Below are 13,527 nucleotides of genomic sequence, written 5' to 3' on the forward strand. Positions count from 1 at the left end.
TCGAAGCATGCCCTAGGGCGGGCCGCGCCAAGGCGCGTCCCGAGGGGATAAGGACGCCCCCGTCAGCCCTCCAGAGGCCGCAGGCGGTTCACATGGCCCATCTTGCGGCCCGGCCGAGCCTCGCCCTTGCCATAGAGGTGGATGCGGGTCTCGGGCTCGGCGGCCAGCTTCTTCCAGGCGTCGACCTCGGGACCGAGCAGGTTGGTCATCTCCACCCGGGCCAGCGGCGCGGTCGGGCCCAGCGGCCAGCCGGCGACGGCGCGGATGTGCTGCTCGAACTGGTCGACCTCGCAGCCGTCCTGGGTCCAGTGGCCGGTGTTGTGCACCCGCGGGGCGAACTCGTTGACCAGCAGCTTACCGCCGGCCAGTTCGAACAGCTCCACCCCGATCACGCCCACATAGTCGAGGGCGGTGAGGATCTTGGCGGCGATGGATTCGGCCTGGTCGCGCTCGGCCGGGGTGACCTTGGCCGGGGCGATCGTGCGGCGCAGGACGCCGCTCTCGTGGTGATTGTCCGACAGCGGATAGCAGACGATCTCGCCGTTGCGGCCGCGCGCGGCGATCACCGACAGCTCGCGGCCGAAATCGGCCGGGGCCTCGAGGATGGCCGGCTGGCGGCCGATCTTCTCGAAGGCGGCGACGGCGTCGCCTGGACGCTGGATCCAGGCCTGGCCCTTGCCGTCATAGCCCTCGCGGCGGGTCTTCAGCAGGCTGGGCGCGCCGATCCTGGCCACGGCGGCCAACAGGCTTTCCTCGTCGTCGACGGCGGCGAAGGCCACGGTCGGCACGCCGATCTCGGCCAGGAAGGTCTTTTCGACGACGCGATCCTGCGCGGCGGCCAGGGCAGCGGCGCCCGGCGCGACCTCGCAGCCCAGGGCCGTCAGCTCGGCGACGGTGTCGGCCGGCACGTTCTCGAACTCGTAGGTCACGACCTGGCAGGCCTCGGCCAGGCGCTTGAGCGACCAGCGGTCGTCATAGGCGCCGACGATCTGGCGGGCGGCGACGCGGCCGGCCGGGCTGTTCTCCTCGGGATCGAGGATCACGACGTCGAAGCCGAGCCGCGAGGCGGCCTGGGCCAGCATCCGGCCCAGTTGCCCGCCGCCGAGGATTCCGAGGGTGGAGCCGGGGGGCAGGGGAAGAGCCGGAGAGGCGGTCATGATCTTTAGTCCTCGACGCTTTCGGCGACGCTGTCGGTCTGGGCCGCGCGCTGGGCGTCCAGGCGGGCGGCGAGCGCGGGATCGGCCAGCGACAGGATCTGGGCCGCCAGCAGGCCGGCGTTCTTGGCGCCCGCCTCGCCGATGGCCAGGGTCGCCACGGGGATGCCGCCGGGCATCTGCACGATGGAAAGCAGGGAATCGAGGCCGCTGAGGGCCTTGGACTGCACCGGCACGCCCAGCACCGGCAGCGGCGTCATGGACGCCACCATGCCCGGCAGGTGCGCCGCGCCGCCGGCCCCGGCGATGATCACCTGGAAGCCGGCCGCCTTGGCGCCGGTGGCGAATTCGACGAGGCGCTGGGGCGTGCGGTGGGCCGAAACGACCTTGGCCTCGTAGCCGACGCCCAGCTCGTCGAGGGCGTCGGCCGCCTTCTTCATCGTCGGCCAGTCGGAGCGGCTGCCCATGACGATGGCGACAGGCGGCGCGGACGTGGTCATCGGCGTCTTCCTAGAACGACGAAGGCGCCAGGGCGGCCCCTTGAATCGCGCGCCTTATAGCGGGTCGCATCCCCAGGCCAAAGCCCGTTCTCGGACGTTTTTCATGTCGCTTCCGCAGGTTGCGCGGAGTTTGACGCGCCCGGGGCGCGCCCGATCGCCCCGCCCCTCGCCTGCGGCGTATTGGCGCCGGCCCCGGCCCGCCATTGTCATGGTTAACGAGAAAACGCAGATTTCCATTCAGCTTGACCGAAAGTGATTCGCTGCACCTCCGATGAAGATCTCAGGCGCCCGCACCGAAACCTTCTCCGCGATCCGCCGCCGGGCGCTCGCCGACGCCGCCGGCGTGTCCTCGGCGCCGCGCGGCAGCGTGGCCGTCGACAAGGCCGGCTTTCTCGGTCTGGAGCCCGCCGACCTGACGCCCCAGGTGCAGGCCGCCCTGCAGACCCTGATGACCGAGATCGACGATCTTCGCTCGGAAGTCTCGCGCCTGAAGTATCGCCTGACCGAGGCCGAGACCCTGGCCGACATGGACGTGCTGGCTCCGGTGCTGAACCGCCGCGCCTTCCTGCGCGAGGTGCGCCGCGTCTCGTCCTTCGCCCAGCGCTACGGCTCGCCGGCCAGCCTGGTGTTCTTCGACCTCGACAACTTCAAGGCCGTCAACGACCGCTTCGGCCACGCCGCCGGCGACTCGGCGCTGAAGGCCGTGGCCGAGCGCCTGCTGGCCAATGTCCGCGAAAGCGACATCGTCGGCCGCATGGGCGGCGACGAGTTCGCCGTGCTGCTGGTCCAGGCCGACAAGGCCACCGCCGAGATGAAGGGCGAGAGCCTGGCCGGCGCGATCCGCAACACGCCCGTCCAGTTCGGCGAATGGAGCGCCCCGCTGCACGTCTCGTTCGGCGTGCGCGAGATCGAGACCAACGCCGAGCCGGAGACGGCCCTGGCCGAAGCCGACGCGGCCATGTTCCTCAAGAAGCGCCTGCGCGCGGCGAGCTGACGCCCGTTCCTTGGGCGCCAATGGACACGGCCGGGGCGCGACAATCCGCCTCGCCCCGAAAACCACCGGAAAACTTCAGCATTAACCGTTGTTAAACGGCGCCCGGGCTCTTGTGGCAGGCGAGCGGAGACGTCCGCGCAAGCCTTCCAATTCCCGGGGATTTCCTGATGACCGACCAAGCCGAACCGGCCCTGGAGCTGATCTCCTTCTGCATCGGCGAGCAGGAGTTCTGCATCGACGTCAAGACCGTCCGCGAGATCCGCGGCTGGACCCCGGCGACCCCGATCCCGCATGCGCCGGGCTTCCTGAAGGGCGTCATCAACCTGCGCGGCGCGATCATGCCGGTCATCGACCTGCGCAACCGCCTGGGCCTGGGCGTCACCGTCCCGGAAACCCGCCACGTCATCGTCGTCGTCGAGTGCCACGACCGCCTGGCCGGCATCCTGGTCGACGCCGTGTCGGAAACCTTCACCATCACCCGCGACCACCTGCAGCCGGCCCCGGACATGGGCGCCGACGAACTCCGCTTCGTGCAGGCCATCCTGTCGGTCGACACCCGCCTGATCACCTATCTGCGCATGGACGACGTGTTCCCGCCGCAGGTCAGCCAGGCGGCCTGATCTCCTTCTCCCCTTGCGGGAGAAGGTGTCGCCGTAGGCGACGGATGAGGGGTCTCTCAGAAATCAAAAACGCCGCGAAAGCTGATCGGCTTTCGCGGCGTTTCTGTTCGTGCACCCCCTCACCCGACCCTGCTCCGCAGGGCCACCCTCTCCCGCAAGGGGAGAGGGATCAGGAGATGGCCGCCTGGGCCTTGAGCTTCACCACCATGTCCGACGACAGGTAGCCGTCGGCGGGCAGCTGGCGGCTCTGCTGCCAGGCGCGCAGGGCCTTGCGGGTGCCCGCGCCGATCACGCCGTCGGCGGGACCGGGATCAAAGCCCAGGCGCGCCAGGGCGATCTGGGCAGCCATGCGGTCGGCCAGCGACAGCGGCTGCTCCACCGGCCAGGGCGCGACCAGCGGCCCGCCGCCGCCGAAGCGGTCGGCCAGCAGGCCGATGCCCAGGGCGTAGGAGGTGGAGTTGTTGTACTTGCGGATCGCGAAGTGGTTGGGCAGGGCCAGGAAGGCCGGACCGGCCGCGCCGGCGGGCAGGATCAGCCCGGCGGGCGATGCGGCGTCAGCGGCCGTCCAGGGCAGGCCGTCGGCCCTTTTGACGCCCTTGGCTTCCCACCACGACGGAACCTCGCGCGGGCCCTCGGCCAGGCTGTAGTCGAAGCCGGCCGGCAGGATCACTTCCTTGGCCCAGCCCACCCCCGGTTTCCAGCCGCCCTTGGCCAGCAGATTGGCCGCCGAGGCCAGGCTGTCGGCGTCGCTGCCCCAGATGTCGCGGCGGCCGTCGCCGTCGAAGTCGACGGCGGTGGAGAGATAGCTGGACGGCAGGAACTGGGTCTGGCCCATCGCGCCCGCCCACGAGCCCTTCAGCTGGTCGCGGCGATCCTCGCCCGAGGCGATGATCTTCAGCACCGCGATCAGCTCGCCCTCGGCCCAGGCGCGGCGGCGGCCGTCGGCGGCGAGGCTAGCCATCGAGCGGACGACGTCGAAGTCGCCCTGGATCTTGCCGAAGGCTGACTCCATGGCCCAGACGGCCAGCAGGATGTCGCGCGGCACGCCGTAGCGGCTCTCGACGGTGGGCAGGAACGGCAGGGCGTCGCGCTTGGCGCGGCCCACGGCCACGCGATCGTCGCTGATCACGCCCTTGATGTAGTCGCCGACCGGCTTGGAGAATTCCGGCTGGCGGCCGTCCAGCGAGATGACGCGCGGGTTCGGCGTCAGGCCGTCCAGCTCGCGATCGACCACCGCCTGGGGCACGCCGGCGGCGACCGCGCGAGGCTTGAAGTCGGCCAGCCAGGCGTTGAAGGCGGCGACCTGGCCGCCGGTCTCGACCGCCGTGACGGCGCTCGGCTGGGTCGGGGCGGCGGGCGTGGAGACCTTCGGCGGCGGGGCGACCGGGGTCGACGGCGCCAGCGGCGCGTTGACGGTCGTGTCGGCGCAGCCGGCCAGCAGCAGAACGAGGAATACGCGTTTATCCATGCGGGCAGGCTACCGGGGTTCGTGCGAAAGCTTCAATCACAAGGACGCCAGGACGCGGTGAGTTCCCTTTCGGGCATGGTCAAGCTGACTCCCGCCGTGCCAGGCTGGCCCCATGAGGATCGTCGTCCCCACCCTGCTTTCGTGCGCCGCCCTGCTCGCCGCGGGCTCCGCGCTCGCGGGCGACCGGCTGGTGGTTCGCGACCGCGCCTACGGCCCTTCGCAGCGCATCACCGGCGTCTATTTCAGCAACTGGGAAAACAGCACCCTGACCGCCTGCCCGGCCAAAGGCGCGCCCTGCAATCCTCCCGGGGCCGCCGAGCCGGAATGGCTGGAGTGCGCGCCCGACGCCTGCGCCGAACTCGAACGGCGGATCAAGGCGCTGGGCGGCGACCTGCGGGCGGGCGTGAGGGTGGTGGTGGCCTTCGAGGGACGCCGCGCCGTCCAGCGCAAGCCCAAGGCCTACTTGCACGACACCGAAAGCCGGCTCTATGCCGAGCGCATCTTGAGCGTCGCGCCGCTGCGCCGCTGACCGCCCATCCAGGAGATCATCGCCGTGCATTTGCTGAAGGGCCGGATCAACCGCGCCACCTATTGGATCATCGTCGGCGTGGCCATCGCCGCGGCCCTGATCTCGGGCGTGGTGTTCAAGCGGCCGATGCCGGCCGCCCAGGTGGTGCTGCTGATCGCCGCCGTGCCGCGCCTGCACGACCTGGGACGCAGCGGCTGGTGGGCCGGCGGCTTCTTCATCCCCGAGACGGCCCTGATCTTCGGCGGCGGCTTCGTCCTGTCGCCCCAGCCCTATCAGAGCGCCCTGGGCGTGGCCGTGCTGCTGCTGGCGGGCCTGCTGATCGCGCTGGGCGCCCTGCCCGGCAAGGCCGCCGACAACCGCTTCGGCCCGCCCCCGCCCAAGGGCCTGTCGTTCAAGCCGGCCCTGGCGGGACCCAAGACGGAGGCCTGAGAGCCACAGCGCGCAAACGCCGCGCGGGAAAGGCCCCAGGTCGATTGACTCTCGCCCGGGTCTTGCCTATACGCACGCCCTCCGAAACATCCGGATGTTCCGGCGAGTCTCTTGGCGCGCCCGAACCTCTCCGCTGAAAACAGAGACGGTCATGAAGGTTCGCAGCTCGCTGAAGTCGCTGAAGGGTCGCCACCGCGACTGCAAGTTGGTGCGCCGCAAGGGCATCATCTACATCATCAACAAGACCGACCCGCGCTTCAAGGCCAAGCAGGGCTGATGACCCTGCCCGCGTCTCCCAGGGCCATGCTCTGGGACGTCGGCAATGTCATCGTGCGCTGGAACCCGCGCACGCTCTACGCGAAGATCTTCAAGGAACCGGCCGATCTCGACCGGTTCCTTTCGCATGTCGGGACCCTGGACTGGCACAGCGAAACCGACCGGGGCCTGACCTTCGGCGAGAACATCGCCCTGCGCGCCGCTCGGTTCCCCGAGCACGCCGAGCATCTGGCCGCCTGGTGGGACCGCTGGGACGAGATGTTCTCCGGCGCGATCCCCGAGACCGAGTCCCTGATCGAGGACCTGGCCGCCGCCGGCGTGCCGCAGTTCGCCCTGACCAACATGTCGAGCGAATCCTGGCCCGGCGTGCAGGCCATGAGCCCGGTCTTCCGCCACTTCCGCGACGCCGTCGTCTCGGCCGAGGAACGCACCATCAAGCCCGAGCGCCGGATCTACGAGATCGCGCTGGAGCGCACCGGCCTGTCGCCCGCCGACCTGCTTTTCGTGGACGACAGCGCGGCCAATATCGAGGCGGCGCGGGCGATGGGCTTCCACGTCCACCACTTCGTCGACCCGGCCGCCCTGCGTCCGGCGATTCAAGCCCACGGCCTGCTCTGAATCGGCTTTCCCTCGGGCGCGTCCCGAACTAGTTTCCGCGCCTCCAGTTTCCAGCCCTTTTCGCGAGAGATCTCCATGGCCGACGACGCCATCCCGCACGCCGACGTTCTGAACTCCACCGCCCAGGGCCAGCTGAAGTCGATCATCGAGCGCGTCGAGCGCCTCGAAGTCGAGAAGGCCGAGATCATGGAGCAGATCAAGGAAGTCTACCTCGAAGCCAAGGGCAACGGCTTCGACGTCAAGGTGCTCAAGAAGGTGGTCCGCCTGCGCAAGACCGACCGCGCCAAGCGCCAGGAAGAGGACGCCATCCTCGACCTCTACCTCTCGGCCATCGGCGAGATTTGATTTTGAAAAGGCCCTCTCCCCGGAGAGGGCCTTTTTGCTAGGCTGGCCTCATGCGCGCCAAGCCGCCCGATCCCCGCACCCAGGCCAAGAAGGCCGCGCTGAACGCCCTGAAGAAGGCCAAGCGGATGGCCGACAAGGGCGGGATCGAGCTCTCCGACTGGGAGGGCGAGTTCCTGGGCTCGGTCGCCCAGCGCATCGAGACCTACGGCCGGGCGTTCGGCGATCCCGAAAAGGGCGGCGCCGGCCAGGCCCTGTCGGTCAACCAGACCATCAAGCTCAAGGAAATCACCGCCAAGGCCAAGGGCGAGCGCAAGCCGATGCAGCGCGGCAAGGGCTTTGCCCGCCGCGGTCGCCAGCCCGAGCCCGAAGCAGCGGAAGAGGCCGAGGACTGAACCTCGCCCCAGATTGCCGAACGCCGTTCGTCGCAATAGCCTCGCCGCCGGGAACGGGGAGGAACCGTCCAATGACCACCGACAGCCGCGCCGCCGGCGCGCGTCCGCTCGTGCTCGTCGTCGCCGTGGCGACGCTGGTCGCCGGCACGCTCGACATCACCGACGCCTTCACCTTCTGGGCCGTGACCAAGGGCGTGCCGCCCGAGCGGATCCTGCAGTCGATCGCCAGCGGCCTGCTGGGCAAGGCGGCGTTCCAAGGGGGAACGGCGACGGCGGCCCTCGGCCTCGTCCTGCACTATTTCATCATGTCGGTGATGGCCGGGCTCTACGTCGCCGCCGCGCGCCGGCTGCCGGTGCTGGTCCGCCGGCCGCTGCTGATGGGCCTGGCCTACGGGGCGGCGACCTATGTCGTGATGAACTATGTGGTGCTGCCGCTCAGCGCCGTGGCCCCGCCGGCCGCCTTCGCCTGGCCGCGCTTCATCAACAACCTCGGCGCCCACCTGGCGCTGGTAGGGATCCCGATCGCGCTCGTGGCGCGGTGGGGCGCGGGCGAGGCCGCGAGGGAAGCCTCCTAGGAGGCTTCCTTCACGTCCACGTCGATGCCCTGCTCGCGCACCTTGCGATAGAGGGTCGAGCGGCCGATGCCGAGGCGGCGGGCCACCTCGCTCATGTGGCCGGCATAGACTTCGATGGCGTGCTGGATGAGGTCGCGCTCGATCTCCTCCAGGGTCCGCAGGTGACCGTGGCCGTCGAGGATGCGCACCGGCGCCTCGCCGATCGGGCCGTCGACGAAGACGGCGGCGGCCTGGATCATCTCCGGCAGGGCCTCGGTGGGCGAGGCTTCCAGCGGCGGGGCCATGACGCCCGAGATGGCCGGGAAGTCGTAGGGCTGGAGGTAGGGCGCGTCGGCCAGGACGATGGCGCGATAGACCGCGTTCTCCAGCTGGCGCACGTTGCCGGGCCAGTCGAAGGCGCAGAGGATCTGCAGGGTCTCGGGCGAGGCCCCGACCACGCGCTTGCCTTCCTCGACATTGAAGCGACGCACGAAGGCCTCGACCAGGGCCGGGATGTCCTCGCGGCGTTCGCGCAAGCTGGGCGCCTCCACCGGGAAGACGTTCAGGCGGTAATAGAGGTCCTCGCGGAACAGCCCCTGCTTCACCGCGGCCGACAGGTCGCGGTTGGTGGCCGAGACGATGCGGACGTCGACCTTGACCGAGCGCTTGGAGCCGATCGGATCGATCTCGCCCTCTTGCAGCGCGCGCAGCAGCTTGACCTGGACGTCGAGCGGCAGCTCGCCGACCTCGTCGAGGAACAGGGTGCCGCCGTCGGCTTCCTTGAACTTGCCCGAGTGCTTGTCGGAGGCGCCGGTGAAGGAGCCCTTCTCGTGGCCGAACAGGATCGACTCGACGAGGTTCTCCGGAATGGCGCCGCAGTTGACGGCCACGAACGGCTTGCCGGCGCGATCGGACGAGCCGTGCACGGCGCGGGCGATCAGTTCCTTGCCGACGCCGCTCTCGCCGGTGATCAGCACCGGGATCGAGCTCTTGGCGGCCCGCTCGCCGATACGCTTGACCATGGTCATGGCCGGCGACGAACCGATCAGGTCGGCGAAGGTGGTGCGGCCCGAGACGCGCTTGTTGAGGCGATCGACCTCGCCCTTGAGGTCGCCCATGGAGAGGGCGTTGCGGATCGACACGGTGATCCGCTCAGGGCTGGCCGGCTTGATGAAGAAGTCGGTGGCGCCGGCCTGCATGGCCTTCACCACGGTGTCGACGCCGCCGCTGGCGGTCAGCACGATCACCGGCTGGGCGTAGCCGCGCGCGCGCATCTCCTTCAGCGCCTCCTGGCCCGGCAGGCCGGGCATGACGAGGTCGAGCAGGATCACGTCGGCCGGCGCCCCGGCCGCCAGATGGGCCATGGCCGCGTCGCCGCTTTCGGCGTGGGAGACGGCGAATCCTTCGCGCTCCAGCACCGCCTGGATCAGTCGACGTTGGGTCGGATCGTCGTCGACGACGAGCACCGTCTTGGTCATTGAAGGCCATCCACCAGAACCGGCCGCGCCCGACATGGAGCGAGGCTCTTGTTGGTTCAGAGTGGTACAGCACGGGGGTAAACACCGGCTTTCGGAGAGGTGTCGCAGACCTTAACAGCGAGCCTTAACAACGGTTTACGCTATTTGACCAAACCGGCTCCTCGCCCGTTGCACGGGGCGGGAGAAAAGCGCTTCATCTCTCCATGGTCGACGATGAAACCCTGCGCGCCCTGGCGATCGCCTTGCCGGAGGTGGTGGAAGCCTCCAACGGCGAGCAGGTCGCCTACGAGGTGGCCGGCAAGGGCCTGGCCTGGGGCTATCTCGCCCGGCCCGCGCCCAAGGCCAGGCGCGTGCTGGTGCCCGGCGTCATCGCCGTGCGCTGCCTGATCGAGACCAAGCAGATGCTGATCGAGGCCGCCCCGGAGCGGTTCTTCGACGACTCCCACTATCTTGGCTATCCGGCGGTGCTGGTGCGGCTGGCGGCGATCGACGCGGACGAGCTGGCGGGCCTGCTGCGCATGGCCTGGACGCTCGTGGCGCCGAAGGCGTTGGTGAAACGGTATTCCTGATCCTTCTCCCCTTGCGGGAGAAGGTGTCGGCGGTAGCCGACGGATGTGGGGTCTCTCAGACCTGAACCACCGCGCCGGCTGACACGTTTCCGCAGCTGTCTTGTCCTTCAACCCCTCACCCGACCTCCTTCGGAGACCACCCTCTCCCGCAGGGGGAGAGGGGATTTCCGCCCTTCCCGATTGCTTCATCCCCGCCAGACGCCATATCCCTTCCAGCCATGAACGCGCCCTTCAAGCCCGACGCCCTTCCCGAGTGGAACCTCGCCGACCTCTATGCCGGCCGCGAGGATCCGAGGATCGAGACCGACCTGGCCGCCGCCAAGGCCGCCAATGACGAACTGGCCTCGCTGGAGGGCATGTTCCTCGAAGCGCGCGGCGAGCCCGGGCGGCTGGGCAAGCTGCTGGATCGCGGCATCCGGCTCTATGAGGAGGCCACGAACGGCCTGTGGGGCGTGGGCGCCTATGCAGGCCTGGCCGCCTCGACCGCCCGCGACGACCCGGCCTGGGCCAAGTTCGAGGCCGATCTTCGCGCCCGCTCCTCGCAGATCGCCGCCGACAGCCTGTTCTTCTCGCTGGAGCTGAACCAGCTGGAGGACGCCGAACTGAACGCGGCGCTGGACGCCCACGAGCCGGCCCGCCGCTGGACGCCGTGGCTGCGCCGCCTGCGTCTGTCGCGCCCGCACGAGCTGTCGGCCGAGCTGGAGCGCTACATCGTCGATCGCGGCCCGGCCGTGGCCAACTGGGTGCGGCTCTATGACGAGACCCTCGCCAAACTCAGCGCCAAGGTCGGCAAGGAGCAGCTGACCCTGCCCGAGGCGCTGAACCGGCTGTCGGATCCCGACGTGCGCCGCCGCAAGGCCGCCGCCGACGGCCTGGCCCACGCCCTGCACGAGCGCGCCTCCACCCAGGCGCTGGTGATGAACACCCTGGCCTTCGAAAAGCAGGTCGAGGACCGCTGGCGGCGCTATGACGACCCGGCCCACTCGCGCCACCTGGCCAACGAGGTCGACGCCGACGCGGTCGACGCCCTGGAAGCCGCCGTGGTCGAGGCCTATCCGCGCCTGTCGCACCGCTATTATGCGCTGAAGGCCAAGGCCATGGGCCGCAAGAGCCTGGACTACTGGGACCGCAACGCCCCGCTCGACGCCGCCCAGCCCCGCACCTATCCCTGGAACGAAGCCAGGGACGTGGTGCTGGAAAGCTTCCAGGCCCTGGCCCCGAAGTTCGCCGACACCGCCGAGACCTTCTTCACCCAGCCGTGGATCGACGCCCGTCCGCGGGCCGGCAAGCAGTCGGGCGCCTATTCGCACCCGGTGACCGCCGACCGCCACCCCTACGTCTTCATGAACTACATGGGCGAGCGGCGCGACGTGCTGACCCTGGCCCACGAGCTGGGCCACGCCGTGCACCAGACCCTGTGCGCGCCGCTGGGCACCCTGTTGGCCGACACGCCCCTGACCCTGGCCGAGACCGCCTCGATCTTCGGCGAGGGCCTGGTGTTCGACCGCCTGCTGGCCGAGGCCACTCCGGCCGACCGCAAGGGGCTCCTTGCAGGGAAAATCGAGGACGGGCTCAACACGGTGGTCCGCCAGATCGCCTTCCACCGCTTCGAGCGCCGGTTCCACGCCGCCCGCCAGGAGGGCGAGCTGTCGCCCGACCAGATCGGCGGCCTGTGGCTGGAGACGATGGCCGAGAGCCTGGGCCCGGCCGTGGTGCTGAACGAGGGCTACGAGCACTACTGGGCCTATGTCAGCCACTTCGTGCACGCGCCGTTCTACGTCTACGCCTACGCCTTCGGCGACCTGCTGGTGCGCGGCCTGATGGAGAAGCGCCGCGAGGATCCGGCGACCTTCGCGCCTCTGTACGAAGACCTGCTGGCCGCCGGCGGCACCCGGACCTATGTCGAGGCCCTCAAGCCGTTCGGCCTGAACCCGCGCGACAAGGCCTTCTGGGCGGCGGGCTGCAAGCAGCTGGAACGGCTGGTGGACGAGTTCGAGGCGTTGGTGTGAGGACCCCCTCAGTCGCTCCGCGACAGCTCCCCCAGAGGGGGAGCATCTACGCCGCGCCGACCAGATCCTCCCCCTCTGGGGGAGGTGGCCCGGAGGGCCGGAGGGGGTTTCCCGCGTGACGAATGACCCGGAACGCGACCGCCTGTCCGGCCGCCTGGCCCGCTTCGCCAAGGTCGGCGCTGGCCTCTCCGGCGCCGCCGTCAGCTACGGCGCCAACAGCCTGTTCGCCGGCGACGACGCCAGCGCCCGCAACGCCAAGGCGCTGAAGGCGGCGCTGGGCGGGCTGAAGGGTCCGCTGATGAAGGCGGCGCAGATGTTCGCCACGGTGCCAGACCTCCTGCCGCCGGAGTTCGCCAAGGAGCTGGCCGAGCTGCAGACCAACGCCCCGGCCATGGGCTGGCCGTTCGTCCGTCGGCGGATGGCCGCCGAACTGGGCGCCGACTGGGCGAGCAGGTTCACGAACTTCGAGCACGAGGCCGCCGCGGCCGCATCGCTGGGCCAGGTGCACCGCGCCACGGCGCCGGACGGCCGCGCCCTGGCGGTGAAGCTGCAATACCCGGACATGCAGAGCGCCGTCGAAAGCGACCTTGGCCAGCTGCGCGCCCTGATCGCCCTGCTCAAGCGGATGGACGGCTCGATCGACCCGACCGAGATGATCGAGGAGATCGGCGACCGCCTGCGCGAGGAGCTCGACTACGAGCGCGAGGCCCGAATGATGACCGTCTATGGCGGCTTCTTCGCCGGCCGCGACGACATCCGCACGCCCCTGCCCGCCCCCGAGCTTTCGACCAGGCGCCTGCTCAGCATGACCTGGCTCGACGGCCAGGGGCTGATGGCCTTCAAGACCGCGCCGCAGGAAACCCGCGATCGCATCGCCGCCCTGCTGTTCGAGGCCTGGTGGGGGCCGATGACCCATATCGGCGTCATCCACGGCGATCCGCACCTGGGCAACTACACCTTCGGCGGCGGCGAGGACGGGGCCGCGCACCTCAACCTGCTCGACTTCGGCTGCATCCGGGTGTTCCCGCCGCGCTTCGTGGCCGGGGTGGTGCGGCTCTACCGCGCCCTCTCCGAAGACGACCGCGCCGGCCAGATGGAGGCCTATCGCAGCTGGGGCTTCGCCAACCTGACCGACGAGCTGGTCGACGTGCTGAACGTCTGGGCGCGGTTCATCTACGGCCCGCTGCTCGACGACCGCGTCCGCACCGTGGCCGACGACGTGCCGCCCGGCGAGTACGGGCGCCGCGAGGCCTTCAAGGTGCGCCAGGCGCTGAAGTCGGTCGGCGGCGTCGTCATCCCCCGCGAGTTCGTGTTCATGGACCGCGCCGCCATCGGCCTGGGCGCGGCCTTCCTGCACCTAGGCGCCCGCCACAACTGGCGCGCCCTGTTCGAGGCCTCGCTGGAGGGGTTCTCGGAGGACGGGCTGGCGGAGCGGCAGGGCAAGGTGCTCGGGGCGGCTGGGATCGCATAACCACTCCTCCCCGTGCAACGGGGGAGGGGGACCACGAAGCGGTGGAGGGGGCGAGACTGGGCGCTGAGCTTGCGGTCGCCCCCTCCGTCACGGCGCTGATAGCGCCGCGCCACCTCCCCCG

The 13,527-nt window shown here is 69.9% G+C and carries 16 protein-coding genes; 12 read left to right on the top strand and 4 right to left on the bottom strand.

All coding sequences use genetic code 11. The features are described from left to right. Positions 1-62: 62 nt before the first annotated feature. Together AC1RRS_RS14950 and purE are read right to left on the bottom strand one after the other, a co-directional pair. Complete coding sequence (locus tag AC1RRS_RS14950) at positions 63-1,157, bottom strand: 5-(carboxyamino)imidazole ribonucleotide synthase (RefSeq protein ID WP_492855829.1); 1,095 nt, start codon at positions 1,155-1,157, stop codon at positions 63-65. Positions 1,158-1,162: 5 nt separating this feature from the next. Beyond that, a complete protein-coding gene (purE, locus tag AC1RRS_RS14955; protein WP_492855830.1) occupies positions 1,163-1,654 on the bottom strand; it encodes a 5-(carboxyamino)imidazole ribonucleotide mutase in 492 nt (163 codons plus the stop codon). A gap of 271 nt (positions 1,655-1,925) precedes the next feature. On the opposite strand from purE, the gene AC1RRS_RS14960 reads away from it, so the two are divergent. After that, positions 1,926-2,648 carry a GGDEF domain-containing protein gene (locus AC1RRS_RS14960; protein ID WP_110119418.1) on the top strand — a complete coding sequence of 241 codons (723 nt, stop codon included), beginning with the start codon at positions 1,926-1,928 and terminating at the stop codon, positions 2,646-2,648. Positions 2,649-2,812: 164 nt separating this feature from the next. Beyond that, positions 2,813-3,268, top strand: a complete 456-nt coding sequence (locus tag AC1RRS_RS14965; RefSeq protein ID WP_199228406.1) for a chemotaxis protein CheW — start codon at positions 2,813-2,815, stop codon at positions 3,266-3,268. Between the two features lie 169 nt (positions 3,269-3,437). Here AC1RRS_RS14965 and AC1RRS_RS14970 read toward each other — a convergent pair whose 3' ends face one another. Further along, positions 3,438-4,736 (bottom strand): lytic murein transglycosylase, encoded by a 1,299-nt coding sequence (locus AC1RRS_RS14970; protein WP_492855831.1) that lies wholly within the window; start codon positions 4,734-4,736, stop codon positions 3,438-3,440. A 112-nt stretch (positions 4,737-4,848) separates the two neighbouring features. On the opposite strand from AC1RRS_RS14970, the gene AC1RRS_RS14975 reads away from it, so the two are divergent. From AC1RRS_RS14975 to AC1RRS_RS15005, 7 genes are all read left to right on the top strand, one after another. Continuing rightward, the gene (locus AC1RRS_RS14975; protein WP_492855832.1) at positions 4,849-5,265 is read left to right on the top strand and encodes a hypothetical protein; all 417 of its coding nucleotides are present in this window, start codon (positions 4,849-4,851) and stop codon (positions 5,263-5,265) included. A gap of 24 nt (positions 5,266-5,289) precedes the next feature. After that, a complete protein-coding gene (locus AC1RRS_RS14980) occupies positions 5,290-5,694 on the top strand; it encodes a DUF805 domain-containing protein (RefSeq protein WP_492855833.1) in 405 nt (134 codons plus the stop codon). 151 nt (positions 5,695-5,845) lie between these two features. Further along, on the top strand, positions 5,846-5,971 hold the full coding sequence (gene ykgO / locus AC1RRS_RS14985; RefSeq protein WP_110119424.1) for a type B 50S ribosomal protein L36: 126 nt from the start codon (positions 5,846-5,848) through the stop codon (positions 5,969-5,971). Then, positions 5,971-6,588 (top strand): HAD family hydrolase, encoded by a 618-nt coding sequence (locus tag AC1RRS_RS14990; protein ID WP_492855834.1) that lies wholly within the window; start codon positions 5,971-5,973, stop codon positions 6,586-6,588. The genes ykgO and AC1RRS_RS14990 overlap by 1 nt, the downstream gene beginning before the upstream one ends. A gap of 75 nt (positions 6,589-6,663) precedes the next feature. Beyond that, complete coding sequence (gene gapR / locus AC1RRS_RS14995; RefSeq protein ID WP_058348015.1) at positions 6,664-6,933, top strand: nucleoid-associated protein GapR; 270 nt, start codon at positions 6,664-6,666, stop codon at positions 6,931-6,933. A 50-nt stretch (positions 6,934-6,983) separates the two neighbouring features. Continuing rightward, positions 6,984-7,325, top strand: coding sequence for a hypothetical protein (locus AC1RRS_RS15000; RefSeq protein ID WP_492855835.1), 342 nt, complete (start codon positions 6,984-6,986; stop codon positions 7,323-7,325). 71 nt (positions 7,326-7,396) lie between these two features. Further along, positions 7,397-7,900, top strand: coding sequence for a hypothetical protein (locus AC1RRS_RS15005; RefSeq protein ID WP_492855836.1), 504 nt, complete (start codon positions 7,397-7,399; stop codon positions 7,898-7,900). Here AC1RRS_RS15005 and AC1RRS_RS15010 read toward each other — a convergent pair. After that, positions 7,897-9,357 (bottom strand): sigma-54-dependent transcriptional regulator, encoded by a 1,461-nt coding sequence (locus tag AC1RRS_RS15010; RefSeq protein ID WP_492855837.1) that lies wholly within the window; start codon positions 9,355-9,357, stop codon positions 7,897-7,899. The two genes, AC1RRS_RS15005 and AC1RRS_RS15010, sit on opposite strands and share 4 nt — an antisense overlap. 203 nt (positions 9,358-9,560) lie before the next feature. Between AC1RRS_RS15010 and AC1RRS_RS15015 the strand changes: the two genes are divergently transcribed. The 3 genes from AC1RRS_RS15015 to AC1RRS_RS15025 all read left to right on the top strand — a co-directional run bounded on the left by AC1RRS_RS15015 (position 9,561) and on the right by AC1RRS_RS15025 (position 13,406). Further along, complete coding sequence (locus AC1RRS_RS15015) at positions 9,561-9,926, top strand: MmcQ/YjbR family DNA-binding protein (protein ID WP_492855838.1); 366 nt, start codon at positions 9,561-9,563, stop codon at positions 9,924-9,926. Positions 9,927-10,144: 218 nt separating this feature from the next. Beyond that, complete coding sequence (locus AC1RRS_RS15020; protein ID WP_492855839.1) at positions 10,145-11,935, top strand: M3 family oligoendopeptidase; 1,791 nt, start codon at positions 10,145-10,147, stop codon at positions 11,933-11,935. A 115-nt stretch (positions 11,936-12,050) separates the two neighbouring features. Further along, a complete protein-coding gene (locus AC1RRS_RS15025) occupies positions 12,051-13,406 on the top strand; it encodes an ABC1 kinase family protein (RefSeq protein ID WP_492855840.1) in 1,356 nt (451 codons plus the stop codon). Positions 13,407-13,527: the final 121 nt, after the last annotated feature.

Source organism: Caulobacter sp. GW821-FHT12A07 (genome assembly GCF_058807655.1).